The sequence below is a fragment of the Bacillus hominis genome, assembly GCF_030348325.1.
Taxonomy (GTDB): domain Bacteria; phylum Bacillota; class Bacilli; order Bacillales; family Bacillaceae_G; genus Bacillus_A; species Bacillus_A hominis.
Genome location: NZ_JAUCFS010000005.1, coordinates 437808 through 458420, shown reverse-complemented (window position 1 = coordinate 458420; position 20613 = coordinate 437808). Strand labels below are relative to the sequence as shown.

Below are 20613 nucleotides of genomic sequence, written 5' to 3'. Positions count from 1 at the left end.
CCCCACTAATTAAAGTTTCACTTTATTGTTTTCCCTCTGAAGCATTGTTATTCCTATTTTTCATAATAAATAAAAACCAATTCCCATAATGACATACGCGGCTAATAAAGTGCCTCCTTCAAACCAGTTTGTATCCCCATCATTTGAAATAGCAATCGTTAAGAAAACAGCTGTAATCATGGAAACAAGTTCTGGTATTGTAAACACTAAAGGCATCCTTTGTGCAAAGAACATGGAAAGCAATACTAATACAGGAGCAACAAACATCGCAATTTGTAATGTAGAACCTACTGCAATTTCAACTGCAATATTTACTTTATTTTTATAAGCCATAATAATTGCAGATGCATGTTCCGCTGCATTTCCAACAATTGCAACGATAATAACCCCTATAAATAACTCTGACCAGCCAAACGACTTCGCAACCGTCTCAAAGGTATGCACGAGAGCCTCTGACACATAAGCTACTGCAATTGTTGCTATCGCTAAAATAAGAAGTGCTTTTCCTTTCGACCACTCTGGCTCTTCTTCATGCGCTACTTCATCACTTTTATGTTGATATACACCACGGTGCGTAATTAATTTAAATAGCAATGCAGCAAGGTACATAATAATCATGATGATAGAAACACCAATACTTAATTGATACGTCTTTCCAGCATCCATCTTCATTGAAAAAATCTCCGGAATAACAAAGGCTACGACAACAGCAAATATTAATAAAGCTGAATTATGTCTTGCATCATAAACATTGAAACTTTGTCTTTTATACTTAAGGCCACCTATAAAGAAGGATAACCCTCCTACCAGTAATAAGTTTCCAAGTACAGAACCAGTTAAGGAAGCTAAAACAACTTCTGTTAATCCTGCCTGAAGTGCAAAAATTGAAATGATAAGTTCAACCGCATTACCGAAAGTTGCATTTAATAAACCACCTATCCGAGGCCCAGAAACGATTGCTAAACTTTCTGTCGCCCTCCCCATAAAACCAGCTAATGCGATAATAGTAATGCAGTATACAGCAAACATAATGGTTTGTGGCCAATGAAGTGTTTTTCCGATTACAGAAAGTGGTACACCTATAAGCGCTACTATAAGAAATATTTTATTAAACATGCTTTTCATCCTTCCATCGTATGTATTTCTCCTCGATATTATTATTATTCATCTCCTAACTTGTCCGATTTCATCACAATTACGTTTAAAAAATTGGAATGAAGAAAACAGTATAAAAGATATTGAAATCATCTTGTTTGAGCAGAGAGAATTATAAATTATGAAAAGAGGTTAAAAATATGCACTTAAAAGAAAAAATCGCAACGATTATTCAAGGACAAAGAACTGGTGTGTTATCTACTGTACGTAACGAGAAGCCGCATAGTGCCTTTATGATGTTTTTCCATGAAGATTTTGTACTATACGTTGCAACAGATCGAAAATCAAAAAAGATAACAGATATTGAAAATAATCCAAATGTACATGTACTACTCGGACGAGAAGGAAAAAAATTAGATGAAGATTATATAGAAGTTGAAGGCTTAGCTTCAATTGAAGAAGACTCAACATTAAAAAACAAGTTTTGGAATAATAGCTTAAAACGCTGGTTACTTGGTGCCGAAGACCCTAATTACGTGCTGATAAAAATCAATCCAGATACAATTTATTACATCGATAGTGCTGGTGCGACTGAGCCCGAGTTTTTACGACTATAAAATAAAACAAGCCCCCTTAGGTGGGCTTGTTTTGTCGAAAGGTTCTTCTGAAAAAAATAATAAAATAGGTGGAACTTTCTAAAGATTCTGTTATATAATAGCAGTAACTTAAATAAACTGTATTAAAACAGATTGAGAGGGGAAATAAAATTGATGAAAAGAGAAGAACGAAAAAACATGATTGAGTTTATTGAAAAGAAAAAAGGGATTGAACGTGACGAATTATTATTTATGACGGATGATGAAGTAGAACATATTTATAATGTAACGTACTTTTTATATGAAGAAATCGCAGAGTAGTATAATAAACCCCCACCTTATTAAAAATATAGGGCGGGGGTTTATTTCGTTATTTATCCCGCTATTTGCGGGCAGTAAAACTCCTACCTCAAAATTCAGCTGGAGCAAGGAAGTTAGGTGGGAGCCCTGTTGCCCGTAAACGGCCTTCACTTTATACATGAGAATGATTTTCATGTATAATAATGTAAGATTGGAGGAATGTCACTATGAGTTCATGGCTATTATTCGCACTATTATCAGCAATTGCTGCTGCCCTCGTATCTATTTTTGGAAAGATCGGCTTAGATGGAATCGATGCCAACGTTGCAACAACGATTCGCTCTATTATTATGGCATTATTTATGGTAGGAGTTATTATTATACAAGGTAAATTTCAAAATATCGGTGATGTCCTCCTAAATAAAAAAGCACTGCTATTTATCACATTAAGTGGAATCGCTGGTGCTTCGTCATGGCTATTTTATTTTCTTGCATTAAAAACAGGAAAAGTTTCACAAGTAGCACCTATCGATAAATTAAGTGTAGTATTTTCCATTATTCTCGCTATGATTATATTAGGTGAAAAGTTAAACTTTATGACTGGTATTGGTGTAGTCTTTATTACAGCTGGTGTATTATTTATTGCTTTCAGCTAAAAAACCGCTATTATTAGCGGTTTTGTCTTTTCCTTATGTAAATCCACACAATCAATGTTACAATTGCCGAAACTAATAAAATCCATATTCCATAATGATGTAAACTATATTCAACAAAGCGCCACTTCTCTCCCAGTTTCCAACCTAGGCCAATAAAAACACTTATCCAAATTAGTGCACCACCGTAAGCATACAAACAAAATCGCCACAATGTTAAATTTGAAACTCCAGCAAAATATGCTGTTAAATGACGTACTCCCGGTATAAAGTAACCAATCATTAAAAGAAATGGACCATATTTTTCAAATAAAATATGTGTTTTTTCAATATGATGTTCCTTAATTCTAACTTTCGGACCATATTTTTTTAAAACAGGGAGCCCAAGTTTTAAACCTAATATGTAACTTAATGTAATGCCAAGCATTGCACCTGCCATTCCACTTAAAAAAGCAGCTGTTCCTGACATAACTCCTTTTGAAATGTTATAGCCAATAAAAGTCAATAAAAACTCATCCGGTATAGGTAATCCAACAATCCCGCCAGCTAAAGCTATAATAATTCCAAAATACCCATAATGTGCGATTAACTCGCCAATATGTTGTTCCATTCGGAAGACACATCCTATACACGATCGTTATTCCATATTGTGCCCATTCTATCTTTAAGACAAACATGGTATACATATTCACTATACATTGTTTTTATAATGAACTCTACTTCTATTCCATTCCTTAAACAGAGATTTAAGCAGTGGTTTTTTTATCCATCCCGATTGATTATTAGCCTGCATCAATCGGGAGTAAAAAATAAAAATTCATAGGCTTATTTTTTTGTTACAATAAAGGAAAGTTACTTTTTGCAACGGCTTAACTCTCAGGAAAAATGATATATCTAGCAAAAACATAGTTTGGTCTATATAATGCAACTTCTACCTATTAGAGTAACATGCACCCTTTTACATACAACATCATTTTTCTAAATTATACAGGGGGGAACGAACATGACCATTGAAAAACAATTTATCCAAAAGATTTACTATAAAACATTTTTAACAGAAGACTCTTCCATTCCGGTAGCGGAAGTACTCGGTGAAGCATATATAAATGAATCAAAAAATGAATTCTCCAATATATCTAATATTCGCTTCGCACAAGGTGAAGTTTATTTTCAAACTAACGACTTTGAAGCCGCAATATTCAAATGGGAGAAAGTAAATAATGAACTTGCTCTCTGGGCTATGAAGAATATTGCAGATGCTTATTTCGAATTAGATTTCTTACCAAAAGCAGAAGAAATTTATACATCTATCCAAACAGAAGATACAACTCTTACGATGGAAGTTTCCCTACAACTTCTTTCTCTTTATATAGAGCAAAATCGTTTAGGACTAGCATTTAAGACGATTAGCGAAGCTGTTGCATTTCAACCAGACTATCCAAATATTACTGCAATCGCTCGATCGTTCTATGAAAAACAAGAAGATTGGAATAACGCTATTGAACTCGCTGTTCAAGAAGGAATTCGAACAAAATCATTACAATGGTTCGATACTTTAATCAATTATGTGAACAGAGGCTTTACTAAAAAAATTAAACCTGAGTATTTCTATGAATCTTTAAAAGCCTTATATACAATTGATCAAGTTCAATTTAAAGAGCTTGTTATCTCACTTTGGAACAGCTATGAAAATGAATCATTCCATCTACCTTGGATTCAAACAATAAACCACCTATTCTTACATATTGAAGTAGATGCTCATGACGATTGGAATGAAATTTCTACTCGCTATCAAGAGACGTACTTCGAATTGATTACTGGACAACATTTCATGCACGAATTACAAGGACTTGTACCAGATTTATTAACAAATTGGTTTAGTTTAACGAGAGCGGAAGATTCTTTACTTGTCTCCGCAGCAGTATTAGCATGGAATGAAGTTTCACCGACAACGCTAGAATCATTACTCGTAAAGAGCGCAGGTGCCTTACTTTCAAATGCATCAGCTCATGCAAATGTTGATATGGCAGACGTATCGGCATTATTTGAAACGATTGCTGTATGGGCAGAGAAGAATGATGTAGATTTAGGTCATCAATTCACACTACTTGTTCGTGAGTTATACGATTTAACTGTTACACAACTTCTAGTAGCAGGCGCTAGCGATTATGATAAATCAGCCTTTATTAACTCTATACTAGGAGAAAATATATTAAATGAGGCTATAACAACTTCAATTACATTTAAAGATGATAGTCAAACTAAAATAACTGAGCTTACAGAACTAGATATACGAAATATACCTAACTTTGACGAACTTCATAACATACTAGCAGTACCTTCTCAGTCAGAACTAGAAAAAAAATGTATTGAAGTTAAATTACCGAGTAGATTTTTACGAAAAAATAAGTTTTCATTCCTTGTCACACCTACTGTGCATGGACAACTTGATAAAAACAGCTCTCACTTTGAATACTTACAGGCAGCAGATAGTCTCATCTATGTACTAAATTCAGCTTCACCATTACATGATGAAGAGCTCAATACATTATTATATATTCGTGAGCAAGTACCAAATTTACCAATTCAATTCGTCTTACAAACAATTGATACGAATACTAGTGAAAACATCAAGAACAACATTAAAAAGAAAATACTCGTACATTTCCCAGAAGCACAATTTTCACCTTACTCTCCTTCACAAGAGAGTAGTGAACAGCTAGGTAACGTAACAGATTCTATTCTCTCTAACCTTACTCAGCGTAACGTGGAAAAAGAACGCATTGAAAAATTATTATGGTTTATCCAAAAAACAATCGCATACCTTGTAAATGAACGTGTGGAATTAGAAAATACGTTAGTGAAATCCGTCCGCTGGAATAAACATATTTTAGTAAAACTTGATGGTTTTATTAATAATCTTACTGCCATCCAAAAAGATAAAATTCGTTCTATTACAGAATCTTATCTCTTAACGAAAGAAGAGATTACGCAGGATATACATTCTCAAATCCCTGAATTGTTGCAAAGTTGCTCTGATCTTGTTCAAGAAGATAGTGATTTCAAATTGGTCCATGAAGAACTAAATGTAGCAATGAATGAAAGAATTCAAAAACATGTAGAGCAAGTGCTTCTTCCTAAATTTACTGGGTCTATTCAAGAATGGATTGAAACTGCTCATAATGAATTCATTCAAGCTCAGGCTTATTTAGATGAAATGGGCGATACCTTCAATAAGCTCTATGAGGAAGAGCGTATTAAACTTCCTTGTGATTTCAAATTACTAGATGACTGGGATAGAGATGTTGCAAGAATGACGAATAGAATTACAGTAGCTAACATCAATATTTTATTACGCTTTACACCGACACAATTTTTCTTAAAGAGTGCAGGGAAATTATTCGGTAATATGCAAAAAAATCAATCTATGCTATCAAATAAATATAAACAATATATTGAAACTGAAGATTATACAGAAGTTGCTCAGATGATTTCAAAACAATTCTTCCTTCAATTTGAAGTATTTGAAGGTGCGCTAGAACGTGATATCATGATGTTCTTTAAAGACCCTCTTAGCATATTGAAACAAACTGTAGAAGCAGCCCAACTTGAAATACAAGAAGATGAGCAAACATTAACAAAGCTAAGAACAAATCCAGAAACTTATCATGATCCTTTAACACTATTTAAATTGCAATTGTTACAAAAAAAATTCATGTTACATATTGACCGAAATAATGAAACTATCGCTTCACAAGAAACAATAAATAAAACACCAACTGTTTAAATAAGAAAAACCAAGCAACTAATTTGCTTGGTTTTTCTTATCTTCAATTTACAATTTTCACATGCTCAAATGGATAATATATCGCCATGAGCTTTCCTAATACTTCTGTTCTATCAATGAGTCCTAAGCCGTTCCTACTATCCCTACTAATTAAACGATTATCTCCCATCACAAAAATTTTATTTTTAGGAATTGTAATCGGTCCAAAATCTTCAGTTAAATTGATAAGTAATTTTTCTGCCTGTTTTTTATTATGTTTTAAATACTCTTCGTTTTTCACTTGATGATTAACATATAATTGATCATTCTTCATCTCAATCACATCTCCTGGCAATCCAATAACTCTCTTCACGTAGAAATTATCTGTCTTCACGACAATAATATCCTCTCTCTCATAACTTTCAAATCTCTTTGCAAGTTTATTAATGATTACTTTATCTCCATCTTGTAACGTCGGCCTCATCGATGCTCCTTTTACAGTCGTAGGAAAAAACAAAAAGATTTTTGCCAAAAACACCAATAAACATGCAATTGCAATTATTTCAAAGAATTCACGCAAACGTTTTTTATTTTGCATCATTCCACCATCTCATCATCTTTTTATTTTATTATAAGTACTCTGACTGATTAATTTCCACAAAATTCTGAATTATAAAATCGAAATATTACAAATATAAAAATAGTAATCTCCATAGATTTTCTATTCTTATATACTATCTTTCCATCTATTAAGCAGGAATTTTTCTATAACATTCGCGCTTAGAAAATATAAAATACTGCACAAATTAAACAAACAAATATAGTAGCATAGCAATAAAAAAAGATACTCTCAAAATAGTCTATCTACTATTTTTGAGAGTATCTTTTTATAATCCTACATATACGATACACATCTGCGCTGCGACATATGTAAACCAAATCCACAGTGGCTCATACTTCAGTTTACGCCCTCCGATATCTGTCACGCCTATAATAAAATCAGAAATCACAAACAGTAAACCACCAAACGCTGGTATCCACCATATTCCTGTATTCTCGTAATATAAGGCGAATGCAAAACATGCCATTCCTCCAACCCACAAACCGTAAATTAGAGCCCCTATTGTAAAAAGTTTGTCTTGTTTTTCATTTCGAATAAAGAAAAACCAACCTATAATTAGAAAGAGTCCGTATACGAGTAAACCAATCCAAAAACCACTCCATGAAATACCTGTTTGTAAAAATGCTTTCACATAAAAACAATGTGCAAGAGCGAAAGTAACCATTCCTCCAATTAATCGATGACCAATTGGAATTAATCCTGCCATAAATAAATCCCCTAAAGTTGACAAAGTCATACCAAGTGCAACCCACGTACTGTACTCAACCGATGGATCTTGTAACCATATCCAAATTGCACTTCCTGTTAAAGAAAAACTAAGAATAAGACGAACCGCTAAAGGTAACGGCATATTATTTCTCGTTCTTTTCGTCTGTCCTATTGCATAAATTGCTCCCATTAAAAAAAGAATAATTTGCCCGACTAACACAATGTAAAGTACATTCATAATATGTTCTCCTCAATAAATGCTTTATTCTATCTTTTTTTCGTTATATATAGCCCGTTCTCCTTTTTCTATGTAAAAAAAGAAGAACAATACTGTTCTTCCATTTTAATCGTTTTTCTGTTCTCTATGCTACTTGTTTTTTTTGCTCAACTTTCTTTTTAACCGGGTTTCGATTTACTACAATAATTCCCGTTGCGACACATGCTAAACCAAATAGTACAAAGGAATGAATAGCTTCCCCTAAAATCAGACTTGATAGGAGCACACCAAACACTGGTATAAAGAACATATACATCGAGACTTTCCCTACTTTGTTATACTTCATAATTGTATTCCATATACAGAATCCCGCTGCTGATAAGAACGATAAATATATGAGCATAAGTATTGCATGTAGATTAAATGTGAATGGCATCATTCCAACTTGAAATGCACCTATACATAGCAACCCAATTGATCCAAAAATCATCTGATATGCTGTCATATACCCAATATCTAACGTTTTACTACCTTCTTTCGCTAATATGTTTCCATATGAATACATCATCGCTGCCCCAAGAAGTAATACGCTACCTATTCCAAAATGAAATGATAAACTTCCATCACTCGGTACATTCACTAAAATCACACCGCAAAAACCGATAGCTACTCCAATTACTTTTCTCCTATTTAGAGCATCATCTTTATATAAAAAGTGTGCGAGTAAAATTTGAAAGAATGATGATGTTCCTGAAATAATCGCTCCTTCAATTCCTGAGCTGTAACTCATTCCAATATAAAAACATATATATTGAAGAAAAGTTTGAAACAAGCCAATTTGAACTAACTGCTTTCCTGTTCCTTTTTTGAACTTCATATCTTTTCCTAACGCTTTAAAAAATAATAAGAGCATTACACCAGATAAGAAAAAGCGATAGCCAGCAAATAATATTTGTTCCCCGACTTCTTGTGGCTGAATTCCAAGTTCAGCATAGCTTAATTTAATAAAGGGAAATGCGCTTCCCCATAAAAATGTTGCTACTATTGCAGCAATAAACACGCCAATCGGATGGGTAAAAAATTTCTCTGTCTTCAACTTGATGTCTTCCTTTCCGACCTTTTTACGAACAATATTCATATATACCAAAGGAAATGCGAAAACACAAGTTTTCAGTTTATCCCGCTATTTGTGGGCAGCAAAACTCCCACCTCAAAGTTCGGCTGGGGCAAAGAAGTTAGGTGGGAGATCCACTGCCCGTAAAAGCCCGATTGGTGAAGCCTAATAATCAGTGGGAGATGAACAAAACCCCACTAATTAAAGTTTCACTTTATACTAAAACAAAAACATATCATCTAAGAAAAACATATGCTATACTATAGAATAATTACAACATGATAACCATTAAAATCAGATTCAACAGAAATGCTGCTATCCTTACGGATGGCAGCTTTCGTCGTTTTATAGGGGTTTCGATTTTGATTCTTTTTCTCAATAAGAATTTGAAAGGGGCGAGTAATAATGAACTTGGAAGCAAAAACATTACCATCAAAACAAAACGTACCTAATCCATCTTGGATTCAAACACTAAAAAAACACTATGAACTTATATTTGCAATCATATCTGGCATTTTCATTTTAGCTGGCTGGTTATTTACAACAAATGAGGCAATAAGTGCAGGGATTACTTTCTATATCCTTGCTTATGTAATTGGAGGATTTGCAAAAGCAAAAGAAGGTATTGCAGACACAATTGAAGAGAAAGAGCTAAATGTTGAAATGCTCATGCTCTTTGCAGCTATCGGTGCTGCAATTATTGGCTACTGGGCAGAAGGTGCTATTTTAATTTTTATCTTTGCATTAAGTGGAGCAATGGAATCTTATACACTTAGCAAAAGCCAAAAAGAAATTTCAGCCCTTCTTGACTTACAACCTGAAGAAGCTTTGCGTATTTCTAATGGCGCAGAAGAACGTATTCCAGTTGGACAATTACAAATTAATGATATTATTTTAATTAAGCCGGGTGAGCGTGTTCCTGCTGATGGCACAATTCATAATGGTGAAACAAATATTGATGAAGCTGCGATTACCGGCGAACCTATTCCAAATGAGAAAAAATTTGGCGATGAAGTATTTGCCGGCACAGTAAACTTACGTGGTGCTATTGAAGTGCGAATCACGAAACATAGCGATCAAACTTTGTTCCAAAAAATTATCCGTCTCGTTCAAAGTGCACAAAGCGAAAAATCACCATCACAACTATTCATTGAAAAATTTGAAGGAACATATGTAAAAGGTGTACTACTCGCTGTCGCACTTATGATGTTCGTTCCTCACTTCTTACTTGATTGGAGTTGGAATGAAACATTTTATCGCGCTATGATCTTACTTGTAGTCGCTTCTCCTTGTGCGCTAGTTGCAGCCATTACACCGGCAACTTTATCAGCAATTTCTAACGGGGCGAGAAATGGTATTCTCTTTAAAGGTGGTATTCATTTAGAACGTCTAGCTTCAGTAAAAGCGATTGCCTTTGATAAAACTGGAACATTAACACAAGGAAAACCTACTGTAACAGATGTATATGTTCGAGAAGGCGTAACAGAAAGTGAAGTACTTTCTATTACAGCAGCGATTGAAAGTCACTCTACACATCCTTTAGCAGAATCGATTGTTAAATATGCAAAACATGCTTACGACATTACGATAAAAAAACCAGAAAACGTTGAAGATGTAACTGGTTTTGGATTAAAAGGAATATTAGAAAACAACGCTTATAAAATTGGTAAAGCTGATTTTATCGGTGAAGAAACAAAGACATTTCATAATGGCATTTCTACCTCACTTGAAAAAGAGGGTAAAACTGTCGTTTATATTAGTGATGAAGATGGTATTCTTGGACTTATTGCTTTAAAAGATACACTTCGCCAAGAAACAATAGCTGCTATTCGCGATTTACAAAGTATTGGCGTGACAGCTATCATGATTACCGGTGATAATGAAGAAACTGCAAAAGCAATTGCTGCTGAAAGTAATATAAAAGAGTATTATGCATCATGTCTGCCAGAAACGAAAGTTGAAACGATAAAACAGTTAAAAGAAAAGTACGGTATAGTTGCCATGGTTGGAGATGGTATAAACGATGCACCTGCACTTGCTACCGCTAGCATTGGTGTTGCAATGGGTGAAGGAACAGACGTAGCGTTAGAGACTGCAGACGTTGTTCTTATGAAAAATGAACTATCTCGACTTTCCCAAGCAATTCGTTTATCAAAACGAATGAATCGCATTGTGAAGCAAAACGTTATCTTTTCTTTAGCTGTTATTGCAATGCTGATTTGTTCAAACTTTTTACAGTTTTTAGCTCTTCCCTTCGGTGTTATTGGACATGAAGGAAGTACCATTCTTGTAATTTTGAATGGCTTACGATTATTAAAAGGAAATAAATAACGGGTCCCTGATGAAGGACCCGTTTTTTTAATGGTAGCTATTATGACCGTTCGCACTGCTGCTCGTTTTATGCTTTGGATGCGAACTGCTCTTTTGTTTATTGTTGCTTTTATTATTGTGGTTCTTTTTATTATTACTCATGAAATATCCCCCCTGTCCCTTTTATTATGGAACAAGAGCTCATTTTTCATTACGGGAATTATTGTCAGCCGTTCTATAATGATGGAGTAAACCATTAATTTCACCGCCAAGTAAAATTACCCACGCAGTTAAGTAAAACCATAACATTAAAATAATGATACCACCGAGACCACCATATGTATTAGCGTAATTTGCAAATTTATCTACATAATAGGCAAATGAGTACGATACCACAATCCATCCTACAGTAGCAAATATTGCCCCCGATATCACTTCTCTTCTCTTTAATTTCCGATCAGGCGCAAACGTATATAAAAAGCTAAACAAAGCGAACAAGACAAAGAAACTTGCTACTAAACGCGTAATACTCCAAACATAAGAAAAACTATCCGATAAACCAATTGCTTTAAACACGGCTGCCCCAATCACTTGTCCAAATACTGGGACGATTAGTGCAAACACAATCATAAAAATTATCGCTAACGTGAACACGATAGATAAAGCTCTTGTTTTAATAAAGGAACGGGTTTCTGTTACATCATAAGCGCGGTTAAAGGCGTTCATAACCGCATTCACCCCGTTTGAAGCAAACCATAACATCGATAGTAAACCGAATGATAATAAACCACCATTTTGTTCGTTTACAACTTTATCTACGTTTACTTCAATTAAGTTCATCGCATCTTCTGGTACATACGGTTCTAATAAATTGAGCACACTTTCTGTTTGAAGGTCAATAAAGCCAAGAAGCGTAATTAAGAAAACAAGCCCAGGGAAAATCGCAAGCAAGAAGAAATAAGCGAGCTGTGCTGATAAGCCCGCTACATCATCGCGCATCGTCCGGTCATATAAATCTTTCCCAAACGAAAAAGTACGATGTCTTTTTGCTTTTTCTAGAAATTTTCTCATATTTTTTAGACGCTTTTCTTCTCTTCTTTATTTTGCTTTAGCTCAATGTATGCTTCAGTTTTTTTTTCCTCTGCATTTGAGTCTTTCATAAATAATTCACGCGCTTCTTTCATACCACCATCTTCAGCTACCACTGGCTCTTCTTCTGCTTTAAGCTCATCTACCTTTGGAGATACAGCTTGAATTTCAATCGTTTCCGGCTTTTCTACTGGCACAATTTTTTTCTTACTAAAAATTTCTTTCGTTTCTTTTAACGTTTCTACAACAGACGGCGTCAATTTTTTAATTTCTGCTACTTTCGCTTTCACTACATTGAAATCAGCAAGTTCGCGTCCTTTATCTGTAACAGTTTGCACTTTTTCTTTTATCTTCGCATTTTCACCAATTTCAATCATCTTTGTTTTTGCTTTTTCTGCCGTATTTTTTACTTTTTCACGGTTTTCTTTCTTTAACATAGATACAGCTACACCTGCAGCTACACCAATCGCAATGTTTCGAGCAATATTATTTTTCTTTGCCATATTCCTTCACCCTTTCATTTCTTATATTAGAAAGTATTACTTTCTAAGCTTCCTCATATTCCTTGTTCATTTCGAATGAAAGCTAGTAGCTTTACACACCCTTCTGTTACAAGGTCATACACTTCTTGGAAGTTCCCTGTAAAGTAAGGGTCAGGAACGTCTGCCCAGCCACCGTCTGGAACAAAATCGGACAGTCTACCAATATAGCCTCCAGTTTTACCAAAACTTTTTAAATCCGCTATATTCTTGTTGTCCATGGCAATAATATAATCAAACTTTGTTAAGTCTTCATTTTCTACTTGCCTTGCTTTAATTCCTTCAAAAGTGACTGCATTTTCTTTTAAAATTTTTTGTGTCCCTTTATGTGGCAGATGACCAATATGCCAATCTCCAGTTCCTGCAGAATCAATGACAATTTTCTCTTCGAGTCCCTCTTTTACGACAAGATTTCGAAAAATCGCTTCTGCCATCGGAGAACGGCAAATGTTCCCAAGACAAACAAACAATACTTGAACCATATTTTTGTTTATTCCCTTCTTCGTGCATTTCTTTATATATACTTATAGTATAAACAACCAATTATTAATTATAAAGGAAATCCCTACTAATTTAATAGGATTGAAAAGTTTCATTAACGAAAATGATAAAAAAATGTTAAGATAACCTTATGTTATTTTAAAGGGGGACACTTCGGTGGATTTATCCGTAAAATCAGAAGCAAACGTTGAATATATGGTAGAAGCTATTAAAGAAAAATTACGCATGGTTAATGCTGGAGCAATGAGAGCTGCTAGTTTTAATGAAGAAATGTACGAGGACTTACGTGACATTTATGAGCACGTTATGAAACGTGAAACATTCAGTATTAGTGAAATGCAAGCTATTACTGAGGAATTAGGTACATTAATTAAAAAATAACAAAGAGCCTCACGTATTCGAGGCTCTTTTTAATTTCAACAAATTCATGACAACTCTTCTCTCTTCCTCCTTCTTCCATAAAATACTGTACAATGGAAGTAGAACCTCATCTTAGATTTTTTCTCCATACATACTACTCACAAATAATAGCAACACTACCATTGCTAACTGTTTTTACTGGAGGTGCTGACTTATGAGCAATTGGTACAGTAAGACGAAAGATCAAACATTAATCGATTTAGAAACAAATGCACAGTACGGTTTAACCGATGAAATCGTAAATGAACGTTTAAAGCAATATGGCCCTAATGAATTAGCTACAAAACAAAAACGTACTTTATGGCAACGTATTTTCGCCCAAATTAATGACGTCCTCGTATACGTCCTTATTATAGCTGCCCTTATTTCCGCCTTTGTAGGTGAATGGGCCGATGCAAGTATTATTGCACTCGTTGTAATTTTAAATGCTGTTATCGGCGTAATCCAAGAGTCTAAAGCAGAACAAGCTTTAGAAGCATTGAAAAAGATGGCAACACCTAAAGCTATAGTAAAACGAAATGGTGAACTAAAAGAGATTCCATCTGAGCACGTTGTTCCAGGTGATATCGTTATGCTTGATGCCGGGCGATATATACCATGTGATTTACGGCTCATTGAAACTGCGAATTTAAAAGTTGAAGAATCTGCTCTAACTGGTGAATCTGTCCCTGTCGATAAAGATGCAATCTATCACCCTTCCATGCAAAGTGATGAGCAAGTACCACTAGGCGATCAAAAAAACATGGCCTTTATGTCAACGCTAGTAACATACGGGCGCGGCGTCGGTGTCGCTGTTGAAACTGGAATGAAATCACAAATTGGGAAAATCGCAACTCTTTTACATGAAGCTGAAGATGATATGACACCACTTCAAAAAAGCTTAGCACAAGTAGGAAAATATTTAGGATTTGTCGCTGTAGCTATTTGCGTCATTATGTTTCTCATCGGTTTTTTACAAGGAAGAGATACTTTGGAAATGTTTATGACTGCAATTAGTTTAGCTGTTGCAGCCATTCCAGAAGGCTTACCAGCTATCGTTTCCATCGTTCTTGCAATTGGTGTTCAGCGTATGATTAAACAAAACGTTATCATTCGTAAACTACCAGCTGTTGAAGCTCTCGGTTCTGTCACGATTATTTGTTCAGATAAAACAGGTACATTAACTCAAAATAAAATGACCGTTACTCACTTTTATAGTGATCGCACATACGACCAGCTAGAAAATTTGAATGTAAATAATGATGTACACCGTCTACTATTAGAAAATATGGTTTTATGCAACGATGCCTCTTACAGTGCCGACTCACAAACAGGGGATCCTACAGAAATTGCCCTTCTTGTTGCCGGAAGCTCTTTTAACATTCAAAAAGATCATTTAGAAAATACACATGAACGTGTTAACGAATTGCCTTTCGAGTCTGATCGTAAAATGATGTCAACTGTACATACGTACGATGAAAGCTACTATAGCATGACTAAAGGTGCTATTGATAAACTTTTACCTCACTGTACCCATATCTTTATAAATAATAAAATTGAGGTCTTAACGGATTCTGATAAAAATCAAATATTAGAAGCTGCCGGGGCAATGTCGCAAGAAGCCTTAAGAGTACTTTCATTCGCATATAAACGATACGATTTAAACGATGTGGATATAAATCATCTCGAAGAAAACCTCATCTTTATCGGTCTTGTCGGTATGATTGATCCACCACGCACAGAGGTAAAAGATTCAATTACAGAATGTAAAAAAGCTGGTATTCGCACAGTTATGATTACTGGTGATCATAAGGATACTGCCTTTGCAATTGCCAAAGAACTTGGTATTGCTGAAGAAAAATCTGAAATTATGATTGGAACTGAATTAGATAACATTTCAGATACAGAACTAGCAAATAAAATTAATCACTTAAATGTCTTTGCTAGGGTCTCTCCAGAACATAAAGTGAAGATTGTAAAAGCATTACGTGCTGAAGGAAATATCGTTTCTATGACTGGTGACGGTGTAAATGATGCTCCTTCTTTAAAGCAAGCAGATGTTGGAGTAGCAATGGGAATTACAGGAACAGATGTCGCAAAAGGCGCAGCAGATGTAGTTTTAACAGATGATAACTTCTCATCTATTGTGAAAGCTGTTGAAGAAGGAAGAAATATTTATCGTAATATTAAAAAGTCTATTCTTTTCCTACTTTCTTGTAATTTCGGCGAAATTATAGCTCTCTTTTTAGCTATTTTACTCGGCTGGGCAACACCACTACGCCCTATTCACATTTTGTGGGTAAATTTAATTACAGATACACTGCCTGCATTATCACTCGGTGTTGATCCTGAAGATCCAGATGTAATGAAGGAAAGACCACGACATGCGAAAGAAAGCTTATTTAGCGGCAGCGTTCCTTTTCTTATTTTCAATGGGGTTGTAATTGGACTTCTTACTTTAACAGCCTTTATCGTTGGAGCAAAGCTCTATACAGGAGATACAAATTTATTTCCTCTCTTCCCAGAACAAATTGATGAAGACGCTCTATTACACGCTCAAACGATGGCATTTGTCGTTCTTAGTTTTTCTCAGCTCGTTCATTCATTTAACTTACGTTCAAGAACGAAATCAATTTTTTCAATTGGAATATTTACAAATAAATATTTAGTCTTCTCACTTCTTATCGGTGTTCTTATGCAAGTTTGTATTATCTCCATTCCTCCTCTTGCCAATATATTTGGTGTGCATGCATTAACAATGCGAGATTGGGGATTCGTTCTCTTATTAAGTATCATTCCGCTTGTTGTGAATGAAATTATTAAATTATTTAAGAGAAAATAAAAGGCAATGAGGAATATTCCTCATTGCCTTTTTGTTTACCCCGCTATTTGCGGGCAGTAAGACTCCCACCTCAAAATCCGGCTGGAGCAAAGAAGTTAGGTGGAAGCCCTGCTGCCCATAAACGCCCGATTGGTGAGGGCTGATAATCAGCGAGAGATGAACACCCCCACTGATTAAAGTTTCACTTTATCCTTGTAATTCTTTTTTTATGTTCTCTGTTAATGTAGCCATACGCTTACGGCTTTCTTCACGCTCACGTTTATTTTGCTCTTCAATTTGTTGCGTTTCTTGCATACCTCTTGAAATAATGTTCCAAGTCTCTTCTAGTGTTTCCATCTTAATACTAGAAGAACCTGATATCCTCGCTACTTCCACACTTTGAGTTGCAATATTTTGTGCATTTTTCTTAAGTAATTCATTTGTACGGCGATCAAGTTCAGCCATAGAGTCTGCAACGAGCTTTTGACGTTTCGCATTTACCGCTTGAATGATACCATTTTTAAAGATAGGAATCGTTGTAATAAATGCTGTATTGATTTTACCGATTAATTTATTGTTACCGCGTTGAATCATACGAATTTGTGGCGCTGTAAGTAACGCAACCATACGTGCTTTTTCTAAATCATCAATACGTTGTTCTAAAATTTCAACAGAGTTTTTAAGCGATTCTAATTCAATACCTGCTAACTGATCATTATTACGTATGCGCTCTTCGTACATCGGAACTAACTCTGTATTTAAACGCTCTAATAACATTTCCCCTGCTACTACGTATTTTTCTAAGTCTAAATAATACTTTAAGTTTTGCTCATATAAACCATCTAACGTACCAATTGATTTTTTCATTTCATCTTGATACTTCGTAATTTCTACGTATACTTTATCCATTTCGCGACCCATCGTCTGATACTTACTAAAGATTTGTTCAATCATTTTATCTGCTTTTTTGAACATACGTGAGAAGAAACCACTTTTCTCTTCCGCAAAGTCTTTACTATCAAATCTGTCCATAATTTTACCAAGCTGTTTTAATAATTCACCAGAATCTTCTATTTTCGATAAAGACATTGTATGTAAAATTTGATCAGCGAAACGTGAAATCTCCATAGAAGGCTCTTTTCCAAGCTCGATTAATTCTAATTGGTCTTTAATGTCTACTGCATTATAAATACGTTGTACTTCAGCATCTTGTCTAAGTTGCAAGCGTACATCTTGTGCGGTTTGCTCATTCAATTCTGTTTTCGAATCTAGTACGACTGGGTTATTCATATGATATTCTCCCTTTCCTTATAAAAATGGACGAAATAGTCCTTTTATTGTTTGTGATAAATTTTTATAGGCTGATGAACCATGAAATTCAAGATCGAAATTAACTTCTTCAAGCCAATGTGAATCAAATGCTCCTGATTCAATATATGGTTCAATATCGTTTCTCCCCGTTGGATTAAAGTGGAATACATCTACTCCAATTTGATTTAAAAATAGTAATAACACAGCATCAGAACGACTTAATTCTCCGCTCTTCTCATTATTAAATATAACAATTTTCGGTACTTCTTGCGAATAATCAAATTTCTCAAGCTGCTCTAAAATGTTCGGTGGTATTTGAGAGAGTTGTGCGAAAACATACAGTGCTACATCTTGTTTCGCCTCTTTCGCAATTGGTTTACACATTTCACTTTCACACGTATGGATGATTGCTTCTGCAATACCATGTTGTAATCCTTCTGGTAAACGCTTATGTGGCCACCAATGGCTGTTCATAATTAAATCCGGATGTAACTTCCCCCCGCGGTCCAATGCATCTCGATAATGATATTGGAAATTCGCTTTTTGTTCTTTCGTAAACGGGAATGTATTAATCAAGAAGCTGTTATCAAATGATGTAACAGCCTTTAATCGCTGAAAATATTCTTTATCATTTTTTGAAACACCTGATATTTTTGCAAATAAAGAAGGAATATAAATATGCTTATTTTCAACAAAGAATGTTGGACGTACAAATGCCTTTTCTTTCGTAATTAAAAAGAGTTCATCGTACGTCGTTTTGAGCGTACGGGCTACAGGTGTATACGAACGGAATTGCCACGGTTTGTATAATAATGAATTATCGTGGTGGAGTACTTGCTCGATTTCTTTTGAAGCTTGATAAGCTACTGTTGCGACGCGTTCACGACGCCGATCAGGAAATGGTTCCAATGAAATACGGCCCGAATGAGATACGACAAAGGTCTTTCCTTCCTCATCTACACACTCAAATCCATCTTTTCCTTCTGGGTGATAATAAAGCACATCGCAGCCGAGCATAATAAGAAAGTATAAGAAATATATACGACTCTCCGTCGCATCACCGTACCAAACGATACGCGGCATTTGTTTCTTATAATTAATCGTAGAGAACCACTTCGCTACGTAATTTTCACTTAATTTAATCATATCGATTAAGAAACGCCGGAACCCTTCTGTTTTTAAAGATTGATTATGCTGTTTCTCATACAATTTCAATACAGAAATAAACGTTGCATGTATGTAATGTTGTAAATCAGGATTGTCTACTTTCGGTAAAAGTTGTTTCCCAGATAAATGTGCTACAAGTCTATTTACCGTCAAACCATTCGGTGCTTCTTGATGTAATGCAAAAACTTCTTGAATATGGCGCAGTTTTTCGGGATCAATCACCTTATTTAAATTTTGTTCATGCAAAACCTCGATCCCTTTTGCTTCACTATAATCAAATAGCTCATTGAAATATTCATCTACATCATTAGGGACACCAAGAATGCGACTTGCTATATAACTAAATTTCATTTCATTCTCTGTCAGTTCATATTGTGGGCGTTTTTCTAAAAGCGCTTCAAATTGCTTTAAATCTGATTCATCTTTTAATGCACATGGTTGAAGTGTAAAACGTGAAAACACAACAGTTCACCTCCAAAAACATTTACGTTTTTTCTCAAGTCTCTCTTCTATTATAAACTATTTTTAGTTATAAAAAATGGGCGCTCGCATAACGAGCAAACCCATTTCAATTATTTATGTTCATTTTTAGTAGCTGCAACTTCTTCTCGTGCTTGTCCACTATTCTTCATGTAGTGAATTATAAATGTTATTCCAAACGCTACAACTAAAACAATAAAGAACACTGTATGACTTACTTCAATACGAATGACAGATAACAGCATTTTTGCCGCAATAATTAAGATTAAAATATATGCTGTCGTTTCAAGTTCTGGAATACGCTCTAACAATTTTAAGAATACGCCAGCGATACCGCGCATCATTAAAATACCGAGCATTCCACCTAATAGTAGAATCCAAACTTCATTCGATACACCAAATGCAGCAAGTACGCTATCTACAGAGAACGCAATATCCATTAATTCAACCATCGCAACCGTTCCCCAGAAGACACCAAACATTCTGAAGAGAATACTATTTTGGTTCATACCATGAGCTTCCTCTTCTTCTGCATTACCTTTTCGTTTATCAATGAAGTATTTAATTGAAAGCCAAGCTAAGTAAAGTGCACCTAACACTTTTACCCACCATAATTTAATTAAGAACATTCCGATTCCGATTGCAATAAATCGGAATACATAAGCTCCAATAAGTCCATAGAATAATGCTTTTTTACGTTTCTCTTCCGGAAGGTGTTTTACCATTACCGCTAACACAAGTGCATTGTCAGCAGATAATAACCCTTCAAGTACAACAAGTGTACCTATTAACCCCCAAGATACTGGATCTTGTAACACTCTAATCCACATGTCCAAGTCGAAAAACTGAGCATACGTATCAAGGATTCCTTGCAAAATACTCATCTTACCTTTATCCCCTATTCTTTGCTAGATTTATAGAAAGG

At 35.0% G+C, this 20613-nt stretch carries 18 protein-coding genes; 7 read left to right on the top strand and 11 right to left on the bottom strand.

Annotated features, from left to right (window positions below; genetic code table 11):
- Positions 1 to 60 precede the first annotated feature (60 nt).
- Complete coding sequence (gene cax, locus QUF93_RS04770) at positions 61 to 1116, bottom strand: calcium/proton exchanger (protein WP_289375217.1); 1056 nt, start codon at positions 1114 to 1116, stop codon at positions 61 to 63.
- A 179-nt stretch (positions 1117 to 1295) separates the two neighbouring features.
- Here cax and QUF93_RS04765 point away from each other — a divergent pair, with 179 nt between their 5' ends.
- The 3 genes from QUF93_RS04765 to QUF93_RS04755 all read left to right on the top strand — a co-directional run bounded on the left by QUF93_RS04765 (position 1296) and on the right by QUF93_RS04755 (position 2647).
- Entirely contained in the window at positions 1296 to 1712 is a 417-nt protein-coding gene (locus QUF93_RS04765) for a pyridoxamine 5'-phosphate oxidase family protein (protein WP_088057414.1), read from the top strand.
- Positions 1713 to 1865: 153 nt separating this feature from the next.
- Positions 1866 to 2012 carry a BH0509 family protein gene (locus QUF93_RS04760; RefSeq protein WP_000817786.1) on the top strand — a complete coding sequence of 49 codons (147 nt, stop codon included), beginning with the start codon at positions 1866 to 1868 and terminating at the stop codon, positions 2010 to 2012.
- A gap of 206 nt (positions 2013 to 2218) precedes the next feature.
- Positions 2219 to 2647 (top strand): EamA family transporter, encoded by a 429-nt coding sequence (locus QUF93_RS04755; RefSeq protein ID WP_002115869.1) that lies wholly within the window; start codon positions 2219 to 2221, stop codon positions 2645 to 2647.
- Positions 2648 to 2660: 13 nt separating this feature from the next.
- Here the strand turns inward: QUF93_RS04755 and QUF93_RS04750 are convergent, their stop codons facing one another.
- Entirely contained in the window at positions 2661 to 3254 is a 594-nt protein-coding gene (locus tag QUF93_RS04750) for a DedA family protein (RefSeq protein WP_002115865.1), read from the bottom strand.
- Positions 3255 to 3647: 393 nt separating this feature from the next.
- Here QUF93_RS04750 and QUF93_RS04745 point away from each other — a divergent pair, with 393 nt between their 5' ends.
- Positions 3648 to 6431 (top strand): tetratricopeptide repeat protein, encoded by a 2784-nt coding sequence (locus QUF93_RS04745; protein WP_289358015.1) that lies wholly within the window; start codon positions 3648 to 3650, stop codon positions 6429 to 6431.
- Between the two features lie 43 nt (positions 6432 to 6474).
- Here QUF93_RS04745 and lepB read toward each other — a convergent pair whose 3' ends face one another.
- The 3 genes from lepB to QUF93_RS04730 form a co-directional block, all read right to left on the bottom strand.
- Complete coding sequence (gene lepB / locus QUF93_RS04740) at positions 6475 to 7011, bottom strand: signal peptidase I (protein WP_289358014.1); 537 nt, start codon at positions 7009 to 7011, stop codon at positions 6475 to 6477.
- 286 nt (positions 7012 to 7297) lie between these two features.
- Complete coding sequence (locus QUF93_RS04735; RefSeq protein ID WP_002115858.1) at positions 7298 to 7978, bottom strand: lysoplasmalogenase; 681 nt, start codon at positions 7976 to 7978, stop codon at positions 7298 to 7300.
- Positions 7979 to 8102: 124 nt separating this feature from the next.
- The gene (locus QUF93_RS04730) at positions 8103 to 9053 is read right to left on the bottom strand and encodes a DMT family transporter (RefSeq protein ID WP_289358013.1); all 951 of its coding nucleotides are present in this window, start codon (positions 9051 to 9053) and stop codon (positions 8103 to 8105) included.
- A 423-nt stretch (positions 9054 to 9476) separates the two neighbouring features.
- Here QUF93_RS04730 and QUF93_RS04725 point away from each other — a divergent pair, with 423 nt between their 5' ends.
- A complete protein-coding gene (locus QUF93_RS04725; protein ID WP_289358012.1) occupies positions 9477 to 11402 on the top strand; it encodes a heavy metal translocating P-type ATPase in 1926 nt (641 codons plus the stop codon).
- A gap of 180 nt (positions 11403 to 11582) precedes the next feature.
- Here the strand turns inward: QUF93_RS04725 and QUF93_RS04720 are convergent, their stop codons facing one another.
- From QUF93_RS04720 to QUF93_RS04710, 3 genes are read right to left on the bottom strand one after another with little or no spacing between them, the layout of a single operon-like run.
- Positions 11583 to 12452, bottom strand: a complete 870-nt coding sequence (locus QUF93_RS04720) for a YihY/virulence factor BrkB family protein (protein ID WP_002115846.1) — start codon at positions 12450 to 12452, stop codon at positions 11583 to 11585.
- A gap of 5 nt (positions 12453 to 12457) precedes the next feature.
- Positions 12458 to 12973 carry a DUF4075 domain-containing protein gene (locus QUF93_RS04715; RefSeq protein WP_002115844.1) on the bottom strand — a complete coding sequence of 172 codons (516 nt, stop codon included), beginning with the start codon at positions 12971 to 12973 and terminating at the stop codon, positions 12458 to 12460.
- 53 nt (positions 12974 to 13026) lie between these two features.
- Positions 13027 to 13491: a low molecular weight protein-tyrosine-phosphatase gene (locus QUF93_RS04710; protein WP_289358011.1), complete on the bottom strand. Its 465-nt coding sequence runs from the start codon at positions 13489 to 13491 to the stop codon at positions 13027 to 13029.
- 175 nt (positions 13492 to 13666) lie between these two features.
- On the opposite strand from QUF93_RS04710, the gene QUF93_RS04705 reads away from it, so the two are divergent.
- Both QUF93_RS04705 and QUF93_RS04700 read left to right on the top strand, forming a co-directional pair.
- The gene (locus QUF93_RS04705) at positions 13667 to 13891 is read left to right on the top strand and encodes a DUF1128 domain-containing protein (protein ID WP_002010236.1); all 225 of its coding nucleotides are present in this window, start codon (positions 13667 to 13669) and stop codon (positions 13889 to 13891) included.
- Between the two features lie 193 nt (positions 13892 to 14084).
- Positions 14085 to 16751 carry a cation-translocating P-type ATPase gene (locus QUF93_RS04700; protein ID WP_289358010.1) on the top strand — a complete coding sequence of 889 codons (2667 nt, stop codon included), beginning with the start codon at positions 14085 to 14087 and terminating at the stop codon, positions 16749 to 16751.
- 186 nt (positions 16752 to 16937) lie between these two features.
- Here QUF93_RS04700 and QUF93_RS04695 read toward each other — a convergent pair whose 3' ends face one another.
- From QUF93_RS04695 to QUF93_RS04685, 3 genes are all read right to left on the bottom strand, one after another.
- A complete protein-coding gene (locus QUF93_RS04695; RefSeq protein ID WP_002115838.1) occupies positions 16938 to 18020 on the bottom strand; it encodes a toxic anion resistance protein in 1083 nt (360 codons plus the stop codon).
- 18 nt (positions 18021 to 18038) lie between these two features.
- Positions 18039 to 19670 (bottom strand): YceG family protein, encoded by a 1632-nt coding sequence (locus tag QUF93_RS04690; protein WP_289358009.1) that lies wholly within the window; start codon positions 19668 to 19670, stop codon positions 18039 to 18041.
- 110 nt (positions 19671 to 19780) lie between these two features.
- Positions 19781 to 20572, bottom strand: a complete 792-nt coding sequence (locus tag QUF93_RS04685; protein ID WP_289358008.1) for a MeeY/MeeF family manganese export membrane protein — start codon at positions 20570 to 20572, stop codon at positions 19781 to 19783.
- Positions 20573 to 20613: the final 41 nt, after the last annotated feature.

Coding starts and splice junctions, on each gene's coding strand:
- QUF93_RS04685 (WP_289358008.1), bottom strand. CDS start 20,572: ATGAGTATTTTGCAAGGAATCCTTGATACGTATGCTCAGTTTTTCGAC.
- QUF93_RS04700 (WP_289358010.1), top strand. CDS start 14,085: ATGAGCAATTGGTACAGTAAGACGAAAGATCAAACATTAATCGATTTA.
- QUF93_RS04720 (WP_002115846.1), bottom strand. CDS start 12,452: ATGAGAAAATTTCTAGAAAAAGCAAAAAGACATCGTACTTTTTCGTTT.
- QUF93_RS04745 (WP_289358015.1), top strand. CDS start 3,648: ATGACCATTGAAAAACAATTTATCCAAAAGATTTACTATAAAACATTT.
- QUF93_RS04735 (WP_002115858.1), bottom strand. CDS start 7,978: ATGAATGTACTTTACATTGTGTTAGTCGGGCAAATTATTCTTTTTTTA.
- QUF93_RS04765 (WP_088057414.1), top strand. CDS start 1,296: ATGCACTTAAAAGAAAAAATCGCAACGATTATTCAAGGACAAAGAACT.
- lepB (WP_289358014.1), bottom strand. CDS start 7,011: ATGATGCAAAATAAAAAACGTTTGCGTGAATTCTTTGAAATAATTGCA.
- cax (WP_289375217.1), bottom strand. CDS start 1,116: ATGTTTAATAAAATATTTCTTATAGTAGCGCTTATAGGTGTACCACTT.
- QUF93_RS04715 (WP_002115844.1), bottom strand. CDS start 12,973: ATGGCAAAGAAAAATAATATTGCTCGAAACATTGCGATTGGTGTAGCT.
- QUF93_RS04760 (WP_000817786.1), top strand. CDS start 1,866: ATGAAAAGAGAAGAACGAAAAAACATGATTGAGTTTATTGAAAAGAAA.
- QUF93_RS04755 (WP_002115869.1), top strand. CDS start 2,219: ATGAGTTCATGGCTATTATTCGCACTATTATCAGCAATTGCTGCTGCC.
- QUF93_RS04710 (WP_289358011.1), bottom strand. CDS start 13,491: ATGGTTCAAGTATTGTTTGTTTGTCTTGGGAACATTTGCCGTTCTCCG.
- QUF93_RS04750 (WP_002115865.1), bottom strand. CDS start 3,254: ATGGAACAACATATTGGCGAGTTAATCGCACATTATGGGTATTTTGGA.
- QUF93_RS04725 (WP_289358012.1), top strand. CDS start 9,477: ATGAACTTGGAAGCAAAAACATTACCATCAAAACAAAACGTACCTAAT.
- QUF93_RS04695 (WP_002115838.1), bottom strand. CDS start 18,020: ATGAATAACCCAGTCGTACTAGATTCGAAAACAGAATTGAATGAGCAA.